The sequence below is a fragment of the Bdellovibrio bacteriovorus genome, from assembly GCF_001592745.1.
Classification (GTDB): Bacteria; Bdellovibrionota; Bdellovibrionia; order Bdellovibrionales; family Bdellovibrionaceae; genus Bdellovibrio; species Bdellovibrio bacteriovorus_B.
This window is the reverse complement of sequence record NZ_LUKD01000005.1, coordinates 40,132-63,424: the sequence shown is the minus strand read 5'-3', so window position 1 is coordinate 63,424 and position 23,293 is coordinate 40,132. Positions and strand designations below refer to the sequence as shown.

Sequence of the window (23,293 nt, the reverse complement as noted above, 5' to 3'; positions counted from 1 at the left end):
AAACCCACGTCTCATTCCTAGAAAGACTGATAAATAAGGAAAACACTATGAAATTACTATCTCTATTGATTCTGACACCATTTATAGCCCTAGCCCATGGCGAAGACAAGGAAGGCCCTCACGGCGGACATATTCGCATGCCCGGAGCCTTTCATACCGAGCTTATGTTAGATGAAAAACAAGACGCCCACATTTTTCTTTTAGACATGGAATTTAAGTACCCTACCGTCAAGAATTCTAAAATCGAGGTTTCTGCCGTGAATGGAAAAGACAAAGTGGATTTTAAGTGCTCCGTCATGGGAGGAAATCACTTTCACTGCGCGCCTACGAAGAAGTACCCATTAAAAGGCGAACTGAAAGTAAAAGCCGTGCGTGATGGCGCTGTTGGAAACGAAGTCAGTTACAAGCTTCCGTTGCCTAAACTCGCAGAAGAAAAACCTTCTTCCGCTCACGACCATCACTAAGAAACGGGGCGCACTTTCTGCGTCGCCACGACTATCGAATCATATTCTTTCTTAAATTTCGCCATGAGGTCCTCGGAAACTTTTCGAGGATCTAATTTCAAGTCCTGCAAAGACAAAGTTTTTACCGGTGTTCCGTCATTAGTGATATTCATCGCAAAATGCACCATCACCGATACGGGCGATTTCGTAGCAATGCTGATACTCAGCTTGCGATCATCCAGGTAAATATCATCCCCCTCACGCACCAACGACTTACCCACCAAAGCAGAAGATGCAGCTTGTAAGTAGTCACGCGTGATCGAAGCAAAAAGCCTTTGCAAAGCCACGCCTGAAAACAAATCACGATCAAAGACTTCGATGATGAAATGAAGCATTTCATCGCCTTTGATCTCCGCTTGTTCTAAAAGGTCTTCTCCATCCACCATGTGATCAAAAGAGATAGAGCAAGCTCCCTGCCAAGAAACAATCGACGGTCCTAAAACCTTATGATCCAGATACGCAAATAGGGAATGCAGTTGAGTTCCATCGTAAGGAAATTTCTTTTCTATAAAAAGTGTTTTCATTAGTAATCCTTAAACAGATGTTTCACATCCACATTCGCCGACGCGAACGCGCGCTTAGAACGTTGGCAAGATTCACACTGCCCACACCACTGCTCTCCAGAGAAGTAACAAGGCCAGATCATCTCCCAAGGAACTTTCAATCCATGACCTAAACGAACAATGTCCGTTTTTTTCAAGTGAACTGTATAGCAACCCACCGTCACATGATTTGATGTCGAATAGTGCAGAGCTTTCGTCGCCGTATCCATGAACTCTTTGGAGTTATCCGGGAAAGTCGCAGCTTCTTCGACGTTGAATCCCGGAATCACGGCTGTTGCCCCTAAAGCCTCCGCGTAAGCCGCTGCAATATTCAAAAAAATGCCATTGCGATTAGGAACCCACACGGACTTCGCTGATTCCGCCGATTTTTGCATATTATCGATTTCAACTTGAGCCCCGACTGGAACCGCTTGATCTTCAACTAACAAAGATGATGTGTTAAAATCTTTGAACCAAGGCAAATCCACCACTTTATGCGGAACCTTTAAGTGCGCCGCTAGTTTTGCGGCTGATTCGATTTCCTTTTGAGCGGCTCGCTGGCCATAGTTGAAAGTCAAAGCCAGAACAATTTCATGGCCGTGCTTAACGGCATCAAATGCATTCACCGTCGAGTCTAACCCCGCCGATAAAAGAACAACGACTTTTTTTGCTGGTTTCATGTGCTAGCTACCTTTAAATCACGAATAAGAATCTGCACGGTTTTTTGACCGGCATAGTAGTTCCACTGAAGCTCGCCCAGAATATGGTAAAAGCCGGGAACGTTTTGTAAAGTGTCCAACTGACGAGGTGTCGGCGTGAATAACAGCGCTTCTGAAGAGGAGCGACCATCCGGATCTGCGATTCTTAAACGCAGGTGACCACCCTTTAACTCTCGTTTGGACAAAATTTGAATATTTGAAAAATGAATCAATGGAATTGCAAAGCCAGTACCGAAAGGCCCCACGAAGTCATACCACTTCATTAACGGCGCCCCGACTTCAGAAAGCTTCGCCTCAACATCATAGAAGATTTCTAAAGGCTTCGGTTTTTCACGAAGATCAGAAAAATGGCCACTCAGTTTTTCAATGAAATGAGCTACGCGAGTTTCTGCGATTTCAAATCCTGCGGCGGCCGAGTGCCCCCCGAACCGGCTTAAGAAATCTTGAGCGCTGGACATCGCCTCGACCAAGCAAGCTTCCTGACCTTGCGGCAAACGCGCACTTCCCACGATCATGCCGTCATCACCCACCGACCCCACAAAGGCCGGCTTGTTATAAACTTGCGTGAGCTTCGTTGCGATAAGACCTACGACGCCGCGATGGAAGGTTTTTGAGGCGACAAAAACGAAATCCTGATGAGGCCACTCTTTAAGTAAAGCTTGAGCTTCGATCTCGGCGTCATTTTGCAGTTGCACACGGGTGGAGTTATTTTTCATAACTTCACGAACCATGTTACGCGCCTTTGCGGCATCATCTAAAAGGAAAATATCAATAGGCAGTACGCCCGACTCCATACGCGAAAGCGCATTGAGTTTAGGGGCAAAGCGGATCGCGACGTCTTGACTTGTTAAAGGGCGATCCACAAGGTCCAACTCTTCAAGTAAAGCTCGAAGGCCCGCTTTTTTGGTTTCCGCTAGTTTAACCAAACCATGTTTCACTAGGACACGATTGTCGTCCACCAAAGGAACCATGTCCGTCAAAGTCCCGATCGTGAAATAATCGAGAACTTCTTTTAAATCCCAATTGTTTTTAGGGAGTTGTTCATGATCTTGAAAGTAGCGTTTTAACCCACGTAAAAGATAGAACGCCACACCCGCGCCGCAAAGATAACCCATCTCTGAAGGGCAATCACCTTGATTCGGATTCACAACGACGTAGGCATTAGGGATCGTGTCAGCCGGCAAGTGGTGGTCCGTAAGGATCACATCCACGCCCAATTCTTTGGCGCGATTGACGGCCGCATGGGCGGTGATACCGACATCGACCGTGATGATAACACTCACACCCTGCTTATGAAGTTCTTCGACGGCCGCTACGTGAAATCCGTAGCCTTCAGAAAGGCGCTTTGGCTGATAGTGCAAAACTTCAGGGAAACCTAAAGCCACCATGCCGGTTTTAAGCAAAGCCAGACCTGACGTTCCGTCCAAGTCAAAGTCCGCATAGATACAGATTTTTTCTTTATTGAGATACGCCCGACCTAGGCGCTCAAGAGCTTGAGACATCCCCTTTAACAAAAGAGGATCTTTCAAGTCCGCGAGCTTCGGGAAAAGAAGCTTCTCCACTTCGGGAGAAGCCGCGAACCCTCGAGCCGCAAGAATCTTACCGATGAGAGGCGGCCATTGCCCTTCGACTGTCGAGGGCACTTCCGCTTCTATCGTTAAATCACGCGACTTCCATAAAGGGTTCATTCCGTCCTTATTACGCTCTGGCTTTTTTAAGGTTCAACTTTTCCATCAAAAGTACCAGCGGAGCTGCTACGTAGATAGAAGAGTAAGTTCCGAAGAAGATACCCACGCACATAGCGAAGGCGATATCTTCAACAGTTCCGTCTGCAAAGATGTACAAGCAGATCGCAGATACAAACGTCGTTCCTGAAGTGATCAAAGTACGAACCAACATCTCATTGATAGATCTGTTGATAACGAAGCCAAAACCTTTATCGTGATAGTGACCTTCAGTTTCACGGATACGGTCAAATACGACGATCGTATCGTTCAGAGAGAAACCAATCAAAGTCATGATCGCCGCAAGGATAGCTACGTTCACTTCTTTACCTACCGCCACGAAAACAGCCAATGTGATGACCGCATCATGGAACAAGCAAAGAACTGCGCCCGGAGCAAACTTATAGTCGAAACGAAGTGCAACGTAGATCAAGATTACCAGCAAGCAGTAGAATACCGCAAGAACACCATTACGTTTCAACTCTGCACCCACCTGAGGTCCCACCGTGTCGACACGACGGATGTCAGGGCCTTGAGAAGCAAACTGAGTTGTGATCACGTTACGGATTTTACCAAGATCCGCATTTAAGATCTCATTCGTCTCTTTGTCTGTTTTACCCACACGGCCTTGGAAACGAACGATGTATTCATTGCCCTCACCGAAAGATTGAACACCGACTTCACCTAACTTAAGGTCATCGATAGACTTACGAAGATCCTGGATCGTCACTGCTTGAGCGAACTTTACTTGGATTTCAGTACCACCTTTAAAGTCGATACCATAGTTGATCCCGTTCACCGCAAGGTAGATCAAAGAAACAATAGTCAAAATCAAGGAAATGCCACCAAACAACCAGGCTTTTCCTACAAAATCAAAACGTCCGAAAGAATCATTTTTAATTGTCATGCTGTACCTTCTACACTGCCAACTTTTTAACTTTAAATTTATGAACCAAAAGATCCACGATGACTTTCGATACAAACACGTTTGCAAACATAGAAGTCACGATACCGATCAATAGAGTCACTGCGAAACCACGCACGGGACCTGTACCGAAGTACAATAACACAACCGCAGTTGCCGCCGTCGTCACGTTGGCATCGATGATCGCCGACATCGCACGGTGATAACCTTCTTTAATTGCGACAGCCATACTATGGCCTAAACGGAGCTCTTCCTTAATACGCTCATTAATAAGAACGTTCGCATCAACCGCAAAACCCACCGTCAAAGCAATACCTGCAATACCTGGCAACGTTAAAGTGAAGCCCATGCTTGTCATCAAAGCAAACAAAGCAAGAACGTTGATCCCTAATGAAATGCTCGCCACCACGCCCAGCGCTCTGTAATACGCCAACATGAACAAAACGATAATTGCAGCACCTACATAAGAACCCAATTTCGCTTTATTGATAGCGTCAGCACCCAATGTTGGACCTACACGACGCTCTTCCAATTGCTCTAAAGACGCTGGCAAAGCACCCGCGCGAAGAGCCGTTGAAATCATTTTCGCTTCTTCCATCATGCCATTGCGGTCACGACCACCACCTAAAGTGATCACCGCTTGGCCACCAGCAATACGGTCACGAATGCTTGGAGCTGATTTCACAACTTTATCTAAAACAATCGCCATCTGTCTGTTGACGTTGTTGCCTGTTAGGTCCGCGAATTTATTCGAGCCTGCAGAGTTGAAGTGCAAAGAAACTTGAGGAGCACCATATTGGTCGTAACCAACGAAAGCGTCATCCAAAGAGTCTCCACCCAAATCTGTGTCTGTTTTAAGAAGGAATGGGATTGCGCCCGCTTCCATTGTTGTCGCGTTGGCAGACTTTTCGAAGTAGATCACGGATTTCGCTGGAAGCTTTGAAGCAAGGTCTGCATTCAACTTCGTCACGTAATCAGAGTACTTCATCGTCGTCATGCTGTAGTTCCCTGCTTTTTCAGCTTCAGCGATCATCGCTTGAAGTTCTTGCGGGGATTTTTCGTTAGAAACGATCATGAAATCCAATTTAGCCGTTGTATTGATCAACTGCTTTGCTTTTTCTGCATCTTCCATACCAGGAAGTTGGATCAAGATGCGGTTGGCACCTTGTTGAGAGATTGAAGGCTCCGCCACACCGAACTCATCGATACGGTTGCGGATTGTTTCAATCGCTTGTTGAATCACGCGGTTTTTATAGTCATTCAAGTAAGCATCAAAGTAACGAGTCGTGATAGATGTATCTGTGGAGCTCATCACTTGAAGTACTGTTGAGTACTTGTCTGCCAAGAATTTTTCTACGGCTGCTTTACCCGCAGCATCGTTCACGTCGATAGTCACTTCACCCAAATTTGGGTTTACGGACTTCACGTCTTTCACAGCGACATTTTCTTTTTGCATGTCCGCTTTCATTGACGTGATAAGACGGTGCGTGCTTTCAGAAACTACGCCATCTACGTCCACACCCATAACCAAGTGCAAACCACCTTGGATGTCCAAACCGTAGTTCAGCTTTTGTTTCGAAGGCCACCATGCCTTTTCACCGAAATTAACAACGTTTGGTAGTACCCAAACGATGGCTGCCGCCACTCCTAGTGCTGCGAGAATAGATCTCCAACGAAGTCCTTCCATTATTTCTTTTCCTCTGCTGTTGCTGCCTTCTGAGATGTTGCAATCTGACTGCGAAGCATTTTTACTTTAACGCCGTCAGCGATTTCCAAAGTTACGAATTGGTCTGTGATGCCTTCCACGCGACCCAAGATACCAGATGAAGTGATCACTTCATCGCCACGTTTAACTTCTGACAAAAACTTCTGGTGATCTTTTTGTCTTTTGGCTTGAGGACGGATGATGAGGAAATAGAAAATAACGAAGATGAAGATAAATGGCACAAACATTTCAAAGGCTGAGGGTTGAGTGCCTGTTGCTGTTTGTGCATGAGCTGTGGATGCAAGAAGTCCGAATAACATGATTCCTCCAAGTTAATAACTGACAGTAAAATTCAGCATTATTCTTGAGAAGAATCAATATTTTAGTCTAGCTGTCCTTCTTTGCGAATCGCGTCAAGCAGTCGTTGCGGAACTCTTCCCAACGGCCTTCCTCGATGGCTTTACGGGCACGTTCCATCAATTTCATATAGAAATAAATATTGTGAATCGTGTTCAAGCGAGAGCCTAAAATTTCACCACTTAAGAATAAGTGACGAAGGTAAGCCTTCGTATAATTGCGGCAAGTATAACAATCGCATTCTGGATCTAGAGGCGAACTGTCCTCACGGTATTCACTGCGCTTAATGCTGACTTTACCTCTCCATGTGAAGATGGTTCCGTTGCGTGCCACTCTTGTAGGCATGACGCAGTCAAACATATCAATGCCGGAATCAATCGCGATGATCAAGTCCGTGGGAGTCCCTACGCCCATCAAATAACGCGGCTTATTTGCCGGCATTTTCGGAGCTACATCTGGTAAAAGTTCGTGCATCAAATGGATAGGCTCACCCACACTGAATCCGCCCAAGGCATAACCGGGAAGATCCACCGAACAGATTTGCTCCATACTTTTTAATCGATGATTAAGACTTAAACCACCTTGGACAATACCGAATAGAAGACTCTCTTTGCGAACCATGGCATCGCGCGAACGCAACAGCCAACGGTAAGTCAAAGCCATGGATTTATCGATCTCTTCTTCGGTAGCTGGGTACTGAAGACATTCGTCAAACGCCATGATGATGTCAGAGCCTAAATCCATTTGGATTTCCATGCTCTTTTCAGGAGAGATGAAATGTTTCGCTCCATCTAAGTGCGAGCGAAACTCCACACCCTCTTCAGACATATTACGAAGCTGCGACAAAGAGAAAACTTGGAATCCACCCGAGTCCGTTAAGATCGGGCCGTGCCAGTTCATGAATTTATGAAGACCGCCCATTTTCGCAATCGTCTTTTCACCGGGACGCAAATGAAGGTGATAGGTATTTCCTAGAACAACTTGAGTGCCGCACTCTTTCAACTCTTCAGGAGTCATAGCTTTCACGGTGGCTTTCGTACCCACGGCCATAAACACCGGAGTTTGCACCGGACCGTGTGCCGTCATCAGCGTGGCACGACGTGCGTTGCCCGCAGTTTGATGAACTTTGAATTCGCCTAAAGTCATTGTTTTGTTTCCGTCCAGCACGAGAGATCTCCGTATGAAAAGAGTCGGAACTTTCGCTCAATAGCCCAGTGATAGCAAGCTTTTACTGTTTCCAGGGAAGAAAATCCAGCGACCAGGGCTAAGAGCGTGGACTGCGGCTGATGGAAGTTCGTTAAGAGGCGATTGACTACTTTAAATTTATAACCTGGTTGAATTAAAAGCTTCGTAAATCCACGGAAACCCTCTTCTGGGTTCCCTTGCAAAAGACCGTTTCCCACACTTTCTAGCGAACGCGTGGTCGTCGTCCCCAAGGACCAAACCTTGTGGCCGTTTTTACGAGCGTTATTCACGACCGCCCACGTGGCTGCTGAAACTTCCACGTATTCTTCGTGCATGTCGTGATCATTCAAATCTTCTGCGGTGACCGGTAAAAAAGTGCCTAAGCCCACGTGCAAAGTAACTTCACAAAGGACGACGCCCTTGGCTTTTAAGGCCTCCATGTCTTGTGCAGAAAAATGCAAACTTGCCGTAGGAGCTGCAAAACTTCCCGGAGTTTTTGCCCAGGCCGTTTGATACCAGGACTCATCAGCCTCTACAGTATGGCGCTGTTCACGCGCTTTTTGAATATAAGGCGGCAAAGGCAGTTCCGCGACTTTTTGGAAATAATCTTCAGTGACTTCCTGATTCAGTCGCACTTTTTGAGGACGACCTTTTTCCACTAAAGTCATGGTGACGCCCAACGGAAGCTCGAGACTAGAGCCGACTTTATATTTTTTTGAAGGAAATAAAACTTCCCAGTCTACGGAACTTGTTTGCTTAAGAAAAAGAATCTCGACGTCGCCAGCAAACACCCGGCGCTTTAAAACGCGCGTATTATTAACAACCAGCACGTCCCCTGCGGGAATCCGTGACATCAACTCTTGCAAAGTGATTTCTTGCGGAACTCCCCCTTCCACCCACATCACGCGAGAAGGCCTTTGCGGGGAAGTCGCAATCAATTCTTCAGGAAAACTAAAATCTAAATCTGCCAATTTCATGAGCCCCGTTCATACCATATTTTGAGGGTGCCTGCTTCTTTTTTGGGTCTACAGCGCATCATTGATGCAGCGTAGACCCAAAAAAGAAGCAGGCACCTTTCGGGAAAAGCAGGTATGGTGGTTTTTATATGGCTACGGGTCCTTTATTGCTTATTGGTTCGGCTTTTTTACATGCGGGATGGAATGCCTTAGCTAAATCCTCGCAAGATAAAGAAAGCTTTCTTTTTCTCACGATTTTATTGTCGGGGCTTTTTACTTTTATGACTGTGTTCGTATTTGGCCAGTTGGAGTTTCCGAATAATACGGTCGGTGCCCTGGGATTTCTTTCGGGAATTTTTGAAGGACTTTATTTTCTAACTTTGGCGAAAGCCTTGCGCACGACCAGCCTAGGAAAATCTTATAGCATCATGCGCGGTGGGGCGATGATCGTCGTCTGGATGATCTCGACCATCTTTTTACAAGAGCGCGCGGCTTTTTTACAATACTTCGGCGCATTTACAATTCTTGCCGGCATTTTTACTATGAATTTGGCGGGACGAACGAAAGACGATCTTTCGGTATTTAAGAAAGAAGATATTTGGTCTTATCTAAGCGCGGTGTTCATCGCCGGCTATCATTTGACCTACCATCAAGCTTTGGAAAGAGGCGCGGAACCGCGCACATTGTTTTTTATCGCGATGGTTGTGTCCCTGCCGTTTTTATTTTGGAGTATTCGAAAAAATCCGTTTGAAAGAATTCGCGACACCGTGAAAACAAAAGGTTGGACTGTGATCGCAACGGGAGCCGGCGCCACGGCTTCGTTCTTGATTTTCCTTTACGGCTTAAAGATTTCCGCACCGGGCTTCGCGATTTCTCTGCGCAACACTTCGATCTTCTTCGCAGTGATCTTTTCTTACTTCCTAAAAGAATCACTGACGAGAAAACAAATCCTCAGCGCCTGCGCGATCGGACTCGGCGCCTTCTTACTCAGTCTTTGAAAGGTGCCTGCTTCTTTTTTGGGTCTACGGCGCATCATTTGATGCAGCGTAGACCCAAAAAAGAAGCAGGCACCATAAAAAAGAGCCCTTACACTTCCTGTATAAGGGCTCTTTAAACTCGCAGAAAACAGGTTTTATAAAGTCAGTGGCAATGAAATACTGACTAAACCTAATTTATTTTTCAATTTGTTGTCGATCTCTCCTGAGATTGGACCAGCTTGTTCAATCTCGGAGTCGTCGTATTCAAGATCCATGTATTCAACGTTCAAGCTGACCATGAAAATCTTAAATCCAAGTCCGACTTTGGGCCCCTTCGCTCCTGTGAACTTGACGTCCACACCACCGCTTTCTTCGGGATCCAGTTCTCCGCCAAAGATGTATCCACCCCAAATGCGCAAACCGATGTTTGGCATTTGGCCACCTAAGATCACCCCGTACAGAGACGACTTGGCATCCGCATCATAATCAGTTGCCGAGTGCTCGAACTTAGGTTGTGAGTAAGATCCATCTAGGCCCATGAAGAAGACTGAGTCATAGTGATAACCCAATTTGAGATTCACACCCAACCCCTTCGTATTTCCGGTGGAATCGCCAAGTGGTGCCGGCCACTCTAACTCGTTATCACCTTTTTCATAAGTGATACCGGGTTCAATGTAAAAGCCAGCGTAAGATTGTGCGGATACAAGGAAACCTAAAACCAGCATTAGTACACTCAGATTTCTCATGTGAGCCTCCTTCACAGGTGTCATTAATTAGTAAATCACTATTCCATGTAAACCATGATCACAGCTTTAGAAGCTTTCGCTTTTTGACCAAAGAAACCCGTTTCGTCCTGAGTTTTAGGAGCTGAACCGCTTTGCTCTAGAGCTGTTTTTGTTTTTTCAGTTGGTGTTTTGAAGAATTTTTGAAGTGCGTTGGGTCTTTCAGTCATGTTGTAAGTATTGACGTCATTCACTGAAAGTTCTTTTTTCACGAAAGACTTAATGTTCTCGCCACGCTTCTTTGCAAGATCGATATCAGACTTCGACGCTTTCGTGTCTTTCGCAGGATATTCGCGGTCAGCCCACGCTGCCACTTTCAATTCGTCGATCTTGCCGCTTTCTTTTGCGGATTTAATCAAGCCGCGGATTTCTTCTTTTGCCGAGTCATTCAATGCCGATTGACCTTCATCAAAAGAAATTTCTGTAACCATAGATGCGCCCAAGTTTTTAGAAGCTGTTTCTGTTTCAGAGTCAACAGCTGCTACTGCCTTCATTGAAACCAAAGAGAGAAATGCTAAACCTACTGCTACTTTGTTGATAGTTCTCATTCTGAACTTCCTTTCCTTGATAATCAGAGAAGGCCCCACCATGGGGCCCTATCTGGTAAAACTACAAATTAATGTCTAACGTTTGTCAGAGCGTGAGCCGCCCATATTTTGACTTTGGTTTTGATTCGGACCCGTGGATCCTCGTTGATTTCCGGAGTTTGATCCCTGTTGGTTGGATTGACCGGTTTGGTTGGGATTTCTGGATTGGTTCCCTTGTTGTTGATTTGATCCTCCTTGCGAATTTCTGGACCCTTCCCCGAATTTGAGGGGTTGACTGGAATTTCCGGTTTGGGAACCGAACTGTTGTGGTTTTTGCGATCCATTATTAGTACCTCTTTGTTCAGGGCTTGTAGAAGGCGTCATGCTTTCTCCTTTTGTTTAATCGCAGTCACGACCATACGGGCTGCACATTCACTAGAGCAGGAATCAGACCAAACGAAAAAATGATTGAGATCGAATATAAAAGAATTAAACAGGAATTTTTCGACAAGCAGCCCAAGGTGCCCCAGAGCTTGCGGGGAAAATTTCCGCATGGGCTGCTTAAAGAATTGCAAGAATGAAAACTATTCTGTGATAGCCATCACGATGGCTTTTGAAGCTTTCGAAGGAGTTTTAACTGCAGTGTCTGTTGTGGGAACTCCCGCCACTTCCAAAGATTTTTTTACGCGCGCGTCAGATGTGTTCAACATCTCCTGCAAAGCATTGGGTCTTTCTGCCATACTATATGTTTCGACATCGACACCTTTACTCGCCCCTTCGATGTACTTGCGAATGGCCGTATTTCTTTTCTTTACAAGCTCCACTTCAGCTTGTGAAAGCTTCTCTGTGTGAGTTGATGGGTATTCAGAGTCTCCCCATGTAATGACTTTAAACTCTTTGATCTCGCCTGACTTCTTAGCTTGATCCATGACCTGTAAAATATTTTTTTTCATTCCGTCTGACAATGTCGCTGAACCTTTTTTGAAAGCAAACTCTGTCACGTATGAGGCTTCCTCTTCAGCTGCCACCTGTTTGGCTTCAATGCTTGGTCCCGCCGCCGCTGCTGTTTTCTCAGCCTCTTTCTTTTCATCCGTGGCACAGCCAAATACAAATCCTGAAATTAAAAGAAGAGACATCAGCTTCACGTTCATAACTTACTCCTTTTCTTCATTTGTGTTCTTATTCATTTTATATTTATTTTCCAGGCCCGTAGGCAGCTCCTTGGTATAGCCATGGGCTAAAGCGCTGCTCACAATGCCACCTTTATCTAAATTGAGTGTCCCTTTTTCGTAAGAAAAGTTCACCATGGTGGCGACAGTTTTGTCGGACTTTCTGCTAAAGATCAAATTGGCTAACTCTCCTGAAATTTCTATGCCGAAATGTTTGATGCCTTGAAAATCTTTTTTATTCCCCACAGCCTGCATGTCTTTTACAAATGGTTTTATATACCCTTTGAGTCCATTATTTTCTCCTTTGACCTCGGCGTACACATCCATTTTTCCACCGGTAAAGTTGAGAGGAAGTTTATGCGTTAAGAAAGGATTGAGCGAAGTAATATCGAACTCTTTGGCTTCAAAAGAAAGAAGCCATTCTGCGGGTGTTTTCCACTGATTGACTTCACCCACGGCGTACATAGTTGCGGAGTCTTGCAAAACGGCCTTAATCTTTGCCAAAGTGAGAGGATCTTTTTCTGTTGCCGTGGCATTGCTTATACGTCCGTCGATCTGGGTGATTTTAATCTTAAGCTCTTCCGGAAGACCTTTCATATCAGCTACGGCAACTTCTGAATTTTTAATATCGACGCGCGAGATGCGAATCGGTAAAACTTTTTTTCCCAACTCTTGCGTATCTTTTGCCGAAGCTTCCGCGTTCTTCTTTACGGCCTCCAAAAGCTGATCATTTAAATCAAACTTCATTCCTTCAACAACGATATCAGTTCTAAGATTTCCTTGAAACAAATCTCTCCATGCTAAAGAGACGTCTATATATTCAATCTTTAGAAAGCTGAGTGGTGGATCTTTAATTTTTGCTTCAATGGCCTCTAAACGATAAGCCCCGCGCAGAAAACTCAGGCTTAAGTCATCTGCGCGAATCAAAAATACCTTTGAGAAATCCCCCATGAAGACGTTCAATGGATAAAGAATCATGTAAGGAAGGGCTATGCGAAAGACAACGAGCAGGCAGATGATAATTATGAGTGTGCGTTTTTTCACTGCGGGCCTCCGAGGACGTTCTAAAAAGAAAAAGACCCCCTCTGGTCGAGGGGGTCTTTAAAGAACAGATTAAATCTGTGATGAGCGGTTCATATTATTAGCGCGTTCTTCAGCCGATTTTTGGCTGACCTCGCTAGAGCTAGAGACATCTTTAGCTCCACACGATTCAAGAATGCGTTCTGCTTTATCCTCCCAATCTGAATCATCGACGTGAACAGAAAGAAGAATGCCGCCCTCTTTAACAAATTTCTCATAACGTTTGGCTTCGTATTCTGGAATACCGATACCGACCAAGGCTCCGGCAACGCCACCAACGGCACCACCGACTCCCAGTCCGGCTAAAGCCGCCATGATAGGGCCTGCGGCAACAAGTGGGCCGAACGCAGGAATGGTCGCAATCGCGCCAATACCCGCAAGCCAACCTAATGTACCACCGACAACAGCACCAGTTCCGCTACCGATAGCCGCACCTTCCGGTGCTTTAGTGCCTTTTTCATGAGCGAATGTCGCTGTATCGCCTTTGTCAGGCATCAACACAGAGACATCCTCGGGGCGGAAGCCTTCCATCTTCAAAGTGCTTACGCAGCTTTCAAGTCCGGAACGATTTTGAAAAATACCGAAAACCACTTTTCTTCCTTGTTTTGGCATAACCACCTCCTAGTAGTTGCTACAATCTAGTAGTTCGAAACTTCAGTTTGATTATCTACATTTTTGGCGCCTTGAACGCCTTCAGCCAACTCTTCGACACGGGCTTTTTCCTGATTAGTGGCAACAGCCCCTTTGAGCGTTATATTGCCGCCTTCGGAAATTACCGTGATGTTTTTAGCACGAACAGAAAGGCCAGGGTCATTCACCAAGGACTGACGCACACGACGGGTCAAATCAGTATCAGACTGACCAGTGCCTGCTTGATCCATTGCCGTCACGCCCGCTGCACCGGCAGCTGCACCACCCATCGCCGCTCCAGAAGAACTCGATGAAGATCCGCTGCTGCCAGGTGAGCGCGATGTTGCTGAAGAACCCGTAGAAGAAGAAACTTCCGATGGATCACGACTCGCTTCAGATGTTGCCAAACTGCGATCATAGCTGCTCTCTTCAGCTGCTTGATTCACGGAAGTCGTATTCATGTTTTCCATTTCTTTTTCCAAAGCACTGCCTAAAGATTTTGTGGCTGCTTCTGTATCTGTCATGTTTTCTTTAACGGAAGTCGCCAAAGCAAGGGAAGAACTCAGTCCTACCGCCAGCATTGCAATAATACTTTTTTTCATAATAACCTCCAGTTGTTTCATCCTCGATTTTTGGGACCGTATTAATGATAGGCCAAGATCCATTTTCACTCATCGTGTTTGATAGCAGTAACCACGGCCCTGGCTGTGACGAATGTCACTAGATCATTCAAAAATGTAATGTGTTTTAGAGTGAATTCTATTTCATGCTGATGCTTTCAATAGCAATGCTCAGGAGGATATTACTATGGCACAACAGTCCCGTGGTTCTATGTATGGTCGCAACCAGGAAAGTCGTCCGCGCAAAATCGATGAGCGCGAGGATTGGTACGAGCGTGATCCCATGGATGAAAGGTCCGGCTATAGAAATGAAGTCCCGTTTTCTGAAGAACGCCGTCGCCTTCGCCGAGACGACCGCTCCGACTACTCACGTCCAACAGAATATTATCAAAAAAGAAACTATGACTCTTCATATGACTACACCGGAAGAGCTTACCCTCAACCGCGCTATCAGGGTTCTTCAGAATACCGCGAAGAATTAGACAGGGCCTATCGCCAAAACTCAGGGGAACAAAATGTCAACTCCCCTGCTTATGCGCCTTCTTCTGGATTCATTGGCTCCTCATCTTCTTCCAGCTATTTTACAAATCAACAAGAAGGCCAAGGTCAATACTACGGAAAAGGGCCACGTGGATTTACAAGATCAGATGACCGCATCAAAGAAGAGATCTGCGAGATGTTAACTCGGCACGGGCAAATCGATGCGCAAGATATTGACCTTGAAGTGGACAATGGCATCGTCACTCTTACTGGTACGGTTCCGGAAAGAAAAATGAAGCATTTGGCAGAAGACTGTGCGGAGCACTGTCTTGGCGTCAAAGACATAATAAATAATATTCGAGTTAAGAAGGAAGATGAAGAGAGTAGCAACGCTCTTCCCGCGTCCACAACCGTAGAAAAAACGACTTCCAAAAAAGGAAGAACGTCGTCGACACCAAGGCATTAAAAAGGAGGCAGTCATGACACCCTCATTAAAAGGAAAAAATATTGCGATTCTTGCAACCGATGGTTTTGAAGAATCAGAACTCTTTGAACCGAAGAAAGCTTTGGATGATGCTGGGGCAAAAACCACAGTGATTTCTTTAAAAGAAGGCGAAATCAAAGGCTGGGCGAAAACAGATTGGGGAAAGTCCATCAAGGTGGATTTAACCGTTGAAAAGGCCCGACCCGATGATTACGACGGCTTGCTTCTGCCTGGCGGCGTGATGAATCCCGACAAGCTTCGCAAGGAAAGCAAGGCTGTCGAGTTTACAAAAAAATTCGCTGACTCTGGTAAGCCCATTGCCGCCATTTGCCACGGCCCGCAATTACTTATTGAAACAGGCATGGTGAAAGGGCGTCGCATGACTTCGTACCCTTCCGTCAAGACCGACTTAAAGAATGCCGGAGCCACGTGGGAAGACAAAGAAGTGATCACCGACAATGGCTTAGTCACCAGTCGTAAACCTGAAGATATTCCAGCTTTCAATCGCAAGATGATCGAGGAATTTGCAGAGGGTCGTCACATTCAAAGACCAGGTATCGATGCTTCTATCTAATGTCATTCGTCAGATTATAATAAAAAACTTCCCACTTTAAATGCGGGAAGTTTTTTATTTTCCCCTCCTTAAGCAGGGCTTCTCTTCAAGATTTTTTGTCAGGGGTTTCGCCGAGGTTCAAACAGCGAGACAATGAAGTCTGCAAGAATATCAAGGAGGTTTTTATGAAAACTCTACTTATTGTCGCCTTAACTAGCCTCTTTGCAGCTAGCATAGGCATGGCACAAATGACGACGTCACCTAGTTCAACGGGAACTTCCACGGGCTCCACCACGAGTGGAACTACGGGAACAACCGGAACAACTGGCTCTGTGACAAGTTCTCCAACGGGAACAACAACGTCTACAACTACACCTTCAGGCACAACCACTGGTTCAGCCACAACTAGTACGTCAGACACGGGATCAACATTAGGTACTTCAACTTCATCAGTCAGTGGCGCTCCGATGGGACCTCAAGGCGCCCCTACAACAACGAATACACCTCAGACATCTCAAAACACTATGCAACCGGGACAAAGCGAACTTGAACAATCTCAGCTAGAAATGCAAAGAACTATGGAAGAAAACCAACGGGATTTGCAAAACCAAACAACTCCCACAACTCCTTCAACAACAACACCGTCTTCAACACCCGGTGGAACAAGCACCTTCTAAGGAGCGAAGACTCACGGGCGAAAAACCCGTGAGTTTTTTATACTTTCAAATCATTTTCAAAATAATCACAAAGAGAGTCGACGACGGATTCTAGTTTTTGGCTCTGTTCAAAAACCAAACGTTGCTCAAGATAACTGGGTGAAGCCATGTCTTTTTCAACGAGATCTTTTAAATACTGTTCATAGCGCATGGCTGCGGCATCTTCTTTCATCTCGTTGATTAAATCTAAAATATCCTGGCGCACCGATTTCGTATTGCCCTCGTTATCTACCAACACATCAGCATCCAAACCGAAACGAGAAGCACGCCATTTATTTTCACGAATAAACCAATCCTGTGGCGTAGGTCGGCTTTGTCCTTGATCCAACTTTTTTTCCAGATAGCGAGCTAGCAAATGAATAAAGGCCACCAGGCGACTGGTGCGGCGGATTCCAGGAAGACCATCACAAATGCGGATTTCTAACGTTCCGTAATTGGGGCTAGGACGAAGATCCCACCAGACATCTTTAAAGCTTTCGATACTTTTACTTTTCGTCAGCTTATAAATGATGCTTTCAAAGTCCGCCCACGATTCCACCTTGCAAGGATGTCCTCCCGCAGGGTGAGATTCAAAGATCGTTATTCGAGAAGACGCAAGCCCCGTGTCACGACCTGACCAATAAGGTGAACTCGCTGAAAGGGCCAACATATGAGGAAGATAATAAAGAAATTCGTTCATCATTTGGATGCAGCGATCGCCATCTTTCATTCCCAAATGAACGTGCAGTCCATAAATCATCAAACGGCGGGCGATATGTTGGTTGCGTTCAATCACATACTCATATCGCTCGGACGGATAATAAATACGATCCTGCCATCGTGCGAAGGGATGCGTGCCATTGGATGAAATACGCGCCCCGCTTTTTTGGCAAATGCGGTGAAGCTCCCGGGCAGAAAGCAAAAGTGTCTCTTCGACTTCTTGGACATTTTTGCAAATAGGAGTGTCGATCTCCAACATACTCTGGAAAATTTCAGGTTTTAAGTGAGGCCCTGGCAACGACCACTCATCAAGAATTTCTGGAGATATCGGATAGAGGTCGCGAGTTTGCGGTTGAATGATCTGCAATTCAACTTCAACCCCCAAAGTAAGGGACTCCGATTTTCCGAAGGCAATATTTGGTATCGTCATAAATTCACCCTACGGGAAAGAATCACCGAAGGGCAAATTTATATATATGAAAACGAACGATAACGCTCTGCTCGCGTTAATTTAGACCTCGGTCTAATTTTGAGTTCATGGGACTCTTGTAACCCGATTTCAAAGATGAAAGATCTAACAAAGACCCATCCGCAAACTGACACATGGTGATCATCTGACCGCTGATAGCCTCAGCACGCACCGTTGTTGCATTCAAGCTTTCGCAAGAAGAAGCGGTTGAACTAACACCGCTTAAATAGGCATTTAAAGATAAAGCGATTTTCTTATCTGTCTTATAGACGAAGAACTCGTCCGCACCGACAAAAGAATTATCAAAAGAACAAGTCCACAAGAACTGATCTTTAGTTCCTTCAACAACCAAACCTTGAAAGAAACCTTCCGCTATACGACATACGCGCATCCAAGGATTAGGGTTCGCCATTGCCGCACTCGACGAAAAACAAAGAACCATCAAAATCAAAATTTTCTTAAACATAGGGTCCTCACTGAGTGAGGCACGTATACCAGTGATTTCGGAGAATTCTCAAGAGGTTTTGAAAAAAAGGCGGCCCATCCATAGGTCTTCGCAAACACTTTTCTGTAAAAAGAAAGAGTGTAAAGACCTTAGACACTCCTATAAGTGTTGCAATCCTCATTCACGGTTTTTGTGGTATTCCATCGCGGTTTCTTCTTACTTTAGCGATTCGGGGCGGTCTCTGGTAATATCCACCCTGTTTTAACAACCTCGAATGGATAATAAAGGAGACCCTTATGAAAATGCTTCTTTCGGCATTTATTTTTCTTTCTTCTCTGAACGTATTTGCTGCTCCCGCACGTTCTCTTGAAGGCACTTACCAAGTGGCTCAAGGCTGCAAAGTTGATAACTCCCGAATCGGCGTTTTGCAACTTATGTACTTCGAAGGAACTCCTGTCACTGTCGAAACCGATTCCGCAAATGGAGTTTTGCTATTTACAGCAGAACACAACACCTTAGCATTGCCACTGACTTCAAGTTCAGAATTAGAGCACATGAACTTCGCAGACTATTATAAAAATTCAGAAGTGCGTGTCACTGAGAATGCGTATGCGATGCGAACAAAAGGTTCGGAATGGTCGACATGCGATAACTATCCATTTCCTGGAAGTCATCCTTGCCGTCGCAAATGGGATGATGCTGTCGGCATGAGCGTGAATGCTCAGGGTCAGTTGCTGATCCAATGGAAAATCGAGAACTCCAAAGGCACTTGTGTTCTAGAACGCCTGAAATAAAAAAATGGGGGAGGTCATCCCTCCCCCGGACTCACGAAGGGAACCACCAAACCTTCGAAGAGTCGCAAAATACATAGAATTTAAAACTCAATACTAAGAAGCCCTTTTATTCTTCACTTCCACCCTTTGGGGCCGGCGGGCTACTGTGACCCAGAGAGCGTACATCACGACTCCTGAGTAAAAGATGCAGAACATTGCTACGTCATGTAATTCAGTCATTGTCCTTCTCCTTTATTCGGCCTTCCCTGGCCTCGGAATCAAGCAGTGCCATCCTAGCGTCTTCTTGTTTCCGTCTTAAGAGCGTCCGTGCTCTTACTCATAGGACTGGTAGGCTACATATTCAGGTTAAAGATTTTTGCTAAAAATGTGTGCATTTTGAGGTCTAGGGGGTGATTTTATTGCGTATTGCAATATATTGACTCTGGGAAATGACAATGGTCTGATAAAGCCTCGCGCGCGGATGGTGGAATTGGTAGACACGTACGTTTGAGGGGCGTATGCGCAAGCGTGAGGGTTCAAGTCCCTCTCCGCGCACCACTAAATAATATTCCCAGAATAACTGAATAATTTTCCAGAATATCCGGAACAAGAAATCTTATCTTCCTGTTTAGTTGCCTTACCCTTTATACCCATTTGGCAATTAAAGAGGTTCAAATGAATTTAAAGGTTTTCCTGTCCCTTTTGGTGACTGCGTCTGTCGTTCACGCTCAAGAGCAAACTCCGCCGCTCACTTTAGAAGAAGCTGCGAAGCTTTATAAACCCACTTACAAAACTAACTTCAGCACTGACATGACGGCGTTCATGCAGAACTCACCCATCTTTAATGGTTTGGGTTTCGTTTACGTCAATCCAAACGGCGTATCGCCAAAAATCACTGAGACCGTAGTATTTCACACGAACACGGTGAAAGTTCCAGTGACGACAACAACGATTGTCGATGTCCCTTACACTTACACAGTCCCTGTTACGACAACAACAACGGTGACTGTTCCTTATACCTACACCGTTCCTGTCACCAGAACTTGGACAACGACATCGGTTGTTCGCACTGAGGTTGTTACTCCCTATAGCGTAGTTACCTCCCAAAGCAGTCATTTCGACATGCAGTTTGGTGGTGGCTACCTTCCATCTTGGACGGTCTCAGACGTTATTGACCAAGTCCTAGCCAATGCAGGTCAGTTAACACCTTCGGAAACCCAAACATTTAATGGTGCAGACGTTTCAAACTATTGGGTTATCAATGGAGCGCCAACAAGCGCTCAAGATGTGCGTGATGCACTGAAAAACTCTGGGACTAAAGCACCTTGGACAAAGGGAGCTGTCGATATTTCCGGATACACCACAACGGGCGTTTCCAACGCGAATACAACAACAACAATTTCAAATCCTGCCGATTATGTTGATGGGTCCGGCGTATTACATCGCGCTCGCACGATCACGGTGTCGACCTATTCCGCAGTTGAAGACAGATCCAAAACGACAGTCTATGGTTGGGTCGATACCAATGGAAACGGCATCGTCGACGACACTGACAACGTGACTGTACTTACTAATGGCTCCTTCCAGGGCAATGCGACTTCAACAACGACGACTGAAACCGGTGAACGCGTCACGTTTACTGATGAAACAGTGACGGAACATCATTCCGAAACTGTTTTAGAAGAACGCACAGGAACACGCGAAGAAACTCGTACGGAAACGCGCGACGAAGAGCGTACAGGCGTTCGTCAAGAAGAGCGTTCAGAAACTCATGAAGAAGAACGCACTGAAACGACACAAGAAGTTGTTCGCAATAAAAAGAACACCTGGAAATTCAGCTTCTCTCCTATTCTTTCGTTAGATATTCAAACGCCAACGAAGATCACGAGCTTGGATTCTCAGTTCGTAGTCCCTACTGTTTCTCAGGGAACAAGCCGTAAATTTATCGAACCTTCTTCTTCAAACAAAGGCTTCTTGGTTGAAAAGAAAATGGCTGTTACCGGAGCTATCGGTGGCGCCGTGGTTGCTCAGTATTCTGCTTGGAAACCAGGAACCGCTTTGACCTTGGGCATGGCTCCTATCGCTGGAACTGAAAAAACATTCCGTACGATTGTTAAAACAGGTTATGAAGCGGAAAATGTTAAAGTTCCTTCCGTCCCTTCTTCATTGAATGACCTTAAAAAACTGAAAATCGGTGACTCTATCAGCTTTGCGCAAATGGGTGGAGTTATGTTCTCTGCCGGTGCAGCGTACGTGGCCTTAAACGTAGGCGTTAACTACATCGCCATTGGTCAGTGGAAAACAGACATCCAAAAAGTAAACGACAATATCTACTATGTGAACCGCACTGCGCTTAAAATGAATAACTTCGGTGCTTCTATTGGTACGACATTGACGGTGGCTTATTCTGCCAACCAATTTAAATCCACAGACTCTCAGTTCTCGTGGGTATTCAACACAGCGGACTCTCAAGGCGCGAAAGCTTTGGAAAACTTCGTATTCAAAGGGATTGCCCTGGACGCTCAAAAGTTGGTGAACACGACGGGCGAAAAAGTCGTCATGGCGGTTACGAAGCAAGACAATATTGCTCGTGGTCATATGCGCACGATCAGCATGGGTGTTCCTTATATCACAGCTAGCTGGGGTAAAGGTCGCATCAACCAGACTCAATTAACTCAATACTTCCCTGACAATACTTTGGGTGACGCGAACTATTCTGTTTATTTGAAAGCGCGCGACAGTCGTATGTTCAACTGGATTGAGAACTCAACAGTGGCGTTCTCTGCAGGCCGCTACAATGTTCGTGACGTGAATACGAACGAACTTCAAGACTCTGGCTATATGGGTCAGTTCATCGTGTCTTACACGGATACGCACACGAAAGGCTCTGAGCTTCAACGTGTCGTGAACCAACTTGTCGCTTTAACGGGAATGCATAAAGAGCTTTACGTTGAAGTTCCTAAAATCGGCAACTTGGGTTACGGAGCTCTTTCATTCCAACTGACTTTTGATAAATCAGCGACAGACTTCTTAATGGCCTTGGCGACAGACCGCATGGCTTCAAGAAAACTTGAAAGAGATGCGCAAGTGTTCCTGAATGGTTACGTGCGCGGTAACGGATTTGATCGCAGAAACAACTCTTCTTCGACCGATCCTATCGGCATGTGTGGCACGATCTACAACAACGTTATCGACACTTGTATCCGCCAAGCTCAAGAAGCAACATTGGATGCCACAGGTGAAGCAATCGTGAATCTTCGTGATATGAAGGCCGCTTTGGATCGTGGTGATCGCCGTGCGTTTACGACAGCTTACGCTGACTTCGGTAAATCTTTGACAGCAAGTCCATTTACTTTCCAAGCCGTTCTTTCTGCAGCGGTTGCAGGAACTGCGGGTAAAGGGGTGAGTTCTTCTTACAACGTGTCTGGAACACGCATTAAAAACTACTCTTTAACGCCTTCTTGGGATGCGGCTTTAGTTAACGAAGTAAATCCCCTTGTTAAATAACGCTCGATTCAAATAAGTTCGTCTTAAAGGCCAGGAATTCCTGGCCTTTTGTTTTTTACCAAACGTCCGCCCTTCCATCTTTATCTTCACCCCTTCCGTTGATCTGATGACGTAGGGGATCTGATGGTGAATCGTTTTAAAGATTTTTTTAAATCAAGTCTGATGGCTGCAGCCAGCGTCATTCTGCCTGTTCTACTTTTAATATTTCTTTTTGAGAAAATCCTGATCACCTTAGAACGCTTGGCAACCCCAATAGCTCAGGCTCTGTTCCCTGCTCAATTCTTGCAAACCCCGCACGCAATGAAACTGGCGATCATATTGATCTTTGTGCTTCTATCCATGCTCCTAGGTTTTATCGCCCAGACCGAAAAGGGCCAAAAAGTGGGACGTTGGCTCGAAGAAAAAACTCTGGGTCACTTTAAGATGTATCATGTGATGAAAGAGTTTTCCGAAAGACTGATTCCTTCTAAGACTAATAAACTTTTTGAGCCCGCTTTACTAACACGCACGGACGAGATGAACGCTCTCGTCTTCATTGTTGAGTACCTTGATGACGAAAGAGTGGTGATCTTCGTTCCGGGCGTTCCCACCGCCTTTAGTGGGAATCTTTATGTGGTGCCCCGCCTAGACGTAAAGATCTTAGACGTCCCGGTCATGGACGTAGCGAAAGTTTATTCCCGTTGGGGCGTCGGATACTCGAAGATCATCAAAACAACCAATACATCAAGCCGCCTCCAAGGCATCGAACGCAGCCGGATGAACTGAG

25 protein-coding genes and 1 tRNA gene are annotated in these 23,293 nt (G+C 45.6%); 9 read left to right on the top strand and 17 right to left on the bottom strand.

Annotation, left to right across the window (positions count from 1 at the left end):
- Positions 1-47: 47 nt before the first annotated feature.
- Positions 48-464: a hypothetical protein gene (locus tag AZI87_RS10925; protein ID WP_063206739.1), complete on the top strand. Its 417-nt coding sequence runs from the start codon at positions 48-50 to the stop codon at positions 462-464.
- On the opposite strand, the gene AZI87_RS10920 is transcribed toward AZI87_RS10925, so the two are convergent.
- The 8 genes from AZI87_RS10920 to queA all read right to left on the bottom strand — a co-directional run bounded on the left by AZI87_RS10920 (position 461) and on the right by queA (position 8,637).
- Entirely contained in the window at positions 461-1,027 is a 567-nt protein-coding gene (locus AZI87_RS10920; RefSeq protein WP_063206737.1) for a DUF366 family protein, read from the bottom strand. The genes AZI87_RS10925 and AZI87_RS10920 overlap by 4 nt on opposite strands.
- The gene (queC, locus tag AZI87_RS10915) at positions 1,027-1,725 is read right to left on the bottom strand and encodes a 7-cyano-7-deazaguanine synthase QueC (RefSeq protein ID WP_063206735.1); all 699 of its coding nucleotides are present in this window, start codon (positions 1,723-1,725) and stop codon (positions 1,027-1,029) included. The genes AZI87_RS10920 and queC overlap by 1 nt, the downstream gene beginning before the upstream one ends.
- On the bottom strand, positions 1,722-3,452 hold the full coding sequence (gene recJ, locus AZI87_RS10910; protein ID WP_063206733.1) for a single-stranded-DNA-specific exonuclease RecJ: 1,731 nt from the start codon (positions 3,450-3,452) through the stop codon (positions 1,722-1,724). The genes queC and recJ overlap by 4 nt, the downstream gene beginning before the upstream one ends.
- Positions 3,453-3,462: 10 nt before the next feature.
- A complete protein-coding gene (gene secF / locus AZI87_RS10905) occupies positions 3,463-4,395 on the bottom strand; it encodes a protein translocase subunit SecF (RefSeq protein WP_063206731.1) in 933 nt (310 codons plus the stop codon).
- A gap of 10 nt (positions 4,396-4,405) precedes the next feature.
- Positions 4,406-6,100 carry a protein translocase subunit SecD gene (secD, locus tag AZI87_RS10900; protein ID WP_063206730.1) on the bottom strand — a complete coding sequence of 565 codons (1,695 nt, stop codon included), beginning with the start codon at positions 6,098-6,100 and terminating at the stop codon, positions 4,406-4,408.
- Positions 6,100-6,438 (bottom strand): preprotein translocase subunit YajC, encoded by a 339-nt coding sequence (gene yajC / locus AZI87_RS10895; protein ID WP_253696725.1) that lies wholly within the window; start codon positions 6,436-6,438, stop codon positions 6,100-6,102. The genes secD and yajC overlap by 1 nt, the downstream gene beginning before the upstream one ends.
- Positions 6,439-6,505: 67 nt before the next feature.
- Entirely contained in the window at positions 6,506-7,621 is a 1,116-nt protein-coding gene (gene tgt, locus AZI87_RS10890; RefSeq protein WP_063207851.1) for a tRNA guanosine(34) transglycosylase Tgt, read from the bottom strand.
- Entirely contained in the window at positions 7,618-8,637 is a 1,020-nt protein-coding gene (gene queA, locus AZI87_RS10885; RefSeq protein ID WP_063206729.1) for a tRNA preQ1(34) S-adenosylmethionine ribosyltransferase-isomerase QueA, read from the bottom strand. The genes tgt and queA overlap by 4 nt, the downstream gene beginning before the upstream one ends.
- Before the next feature lie 128 nt (positions 8,638-8,765).
- Here queA and AZI87_RS10880 point away from each other — a divergent pair, with 128 nt between their 5' ends.
- Positions 8,766-9,614: an EamA family transporter gene (locus tag AZI87_RS10880; protein WP_063206728.1), complete on the top strand. Its 849-nt coding sequence runs from the start codon at positions 8,766-8,768 to the stop codon at positions 9,612-9,614.
- 134 nt (positions 9,615-9,748) lie between these two features.
- Here AZI87_RS10880 and AZI87_RS10875 read toward each other — a convergent pair whose 3' ends face one another.
- From AZI87_RS10875 to AZI87_RS10845, 7 genes are all read right to left on the bottom strand, one after another.
- Complete coding sequence (locus AZI87_RS10875; protein ID WP_081112203.1) at positions 9,749-10,339, bottom strand: outer membrane beta-barrel protein; 591 nt, start codon at positions 10,337-10,339, stop codon at positions 9,749-9,751.
- Between the two features lie 38 nt (positions 10,340-10,377).
- Positions 10,378-10,923 (bottom strand): hypothetical protein, encoded by a 546-nt coding sequence (locus AZI87_RS10870; RefSeq protein ID WP_063206726.1) that lies wholly within the window; start codon positions 10,921-10,923, stop codon positions 10,378-10,380.
- 68 nt (positions 10,924-10,991) lie between these two features.
- Entirely contained in the window at positions 10,992-11,246 is a 255-nt protein-coding gene (locus AZI87_RS10865; RefSeq protein ID WP_063206725.1) for a hypothetical protein, read from the bottom strand.
- A 240-nt stretch (positions 11,247-11,486) separates the two neighbouring features.
- Positions 11,487-12,053, bottom strand: a complete 567-nt coding sequence (locus AZI87_RS10860; protein WP_063206724.1) for a hypothetical protein — start codon at positions 12,051-12,053, stop codon at positions 11,487-11,489.
- Between the two features lie 3 nt (positions 12,054-12,056).
- A complete protein-coding gene (locus AZI87_RS10855) occupies positions 12,057-13,115 on the bottom strand; it encodes a DUF748 domain-containing protein (RefSeq protein WP_063206723.1) in 1,059 nt (352 codons plus the stop codon).
- Between the two features lie 69 nt (positions 13,116-13,184).
- The gene (locus tag AZI87_RS10850) at positions 13,185-13,763 is read right to left on the bottom strand and encodes a hypothetical protein (protein ID WP_063206722.1); all 579 of its coding nucleotides are present in this window, start codon (positions 13,761-13,763) and stop codon (positions 13,185-13,187) included.
- A 26-nt stretch (positions 13,764-13,789) separates the two neighbouring features.
- Entirely contained in the window at positions 13,790-14,383 is a 594-nt protein-coding gene (locus AZI87_RS10845; RefSeq protein ID WP_063206721.1) for a BON domain-containing protein, read from the bottom strand.
- Between the two features lie 205 nt (positions 14,384-14,588).
- Between AZI87_RS10845 and AZI87_RS10840 the strand changes: the two genes are divergently transcribed.
- The 3 genes from AZI87_RS10840 to AZI87_RS10830 all read left to right on the top strand — a co-directional run bounded on the left by AZI87_RS10840 (position 14,589) and on the right by AZI87_RS10830 (position 16,595).
- Positions 14,589-15,347, top strand: coding sequence for a BON domain-containing protein (locus AZI87_RS10840; RefSeq protein WP_063206720.1), 759 nt, complete (start codon positions 14,589-14,591; stop codon positions 15,345-15,347).
- A 13-nt stretch (positions 15,348-15,360) separates the two neighbouring features.
- Positions 15,361-15,939: a type 1 glutamine amidotransferase domain-containing protein gene (locus AZI87_RS10835; protein WP_063206719.1), complete on the top strand. Its 579-nt coding sequence runs from the start codon at positions 15,361-15,363 to the stop codon at positions 15,937-15,939.
- A 164-nt stretch (positions 15,940-16,103) separates the two neighbouring features.
- Positions 16,104-16,595 carry a hypothetical protein gene (locus tag AZI87_RS10830; protein WP_063206718.1) on the top strand — a complete coding sequence of 164 codons (492 nt, stop codon included), beginning with the start codon at positions 16,104-16,106 and terminating at the stop codon, positions 16,593-16,595.
- 37 nt (positions 16,596-16,632) lie between these two features.
- On the opposite strand, the gene AZI87_RS10825 is transcribed toward AZI87_RS10830, so the two are convergent.
- Both AZI87_RS10825 and AZI87_RS10820 read right to left on the bottom strand, forming a co-directional pair.
- Complete coding sequence (locus AZI87_RS10825) at positions 16,633-17,763, bottom strand: carboxylate-amine ligase (RefSeq protein ID WP_063206717.1); 1,131 nt, start codon at positions 17,761-17,763, stop codon at positions 16,633-16,635.
- Between the two features lie 76 nt (positions 17,764-17,839).
- Positions 17,840-18,268 (bottom strand): hypothetical protein, encoded by a 429-nt coding sequence (locus tag AZI87_RS10820; RefSeq protein ID WP_063206716.1) that lies wholly within the window; start codon positions 18,266-18,268, stop codon positions 17,840-17,842.
- 275 nt (positions 18,269-18,543) lie between these two features.
- Between AZI87_RS10820 and AZI87_RS10815 the strand changes: the two genes are divergently transcribed.
- The 4 genes from AZI87_RS10815 to AZI87_RS10800 all read left to right on the top strand — a co-directional run bounded on the left by AZI87_RS10815 (position 18,544) and on the right by AZI87_RS10800 (position 23,292).
- Entirely contained in the window at positions 18,544-19,041 is a 498-nt protein-coding gene (locus AZI87_RS10815; RefSeq protein ID WP_063206715.1) for a hypothetical protein, read from the top strand.
- A gap of 454 nt (positions 19,042-19,495) precedes the next feature.
- A tRNA-Leu gene (locus AZI87_RS10810) sits at positions 19,496-19,578 on the top strand.
- 117 nt (positions 19,579-19,695) lie between these two features.
- Positions 19,696-22,527 (top strand): hypothetical protein, encoded by a 2,832-nt coding sequence (locus AZI87_RS10805; protein WP_063206714.1) that lies wholly within the window; start codon positions 19,696-19,698, stop codon positions 22,525-22,527.
- Positions 22,528-22,650: 123 nt separating this feature from the next.
- Complete coding sequence (locus AZI87_RS10800) at positions 22,651-23,292, top strand: hypothetical protein (RefSeq protein WP_063206713.1); 642 nt, start codon at positions 22,651-22,653, stop codon at positions 23,290-23,292.
- Position 23,293 lies beyond the last annotated feature (1 nt).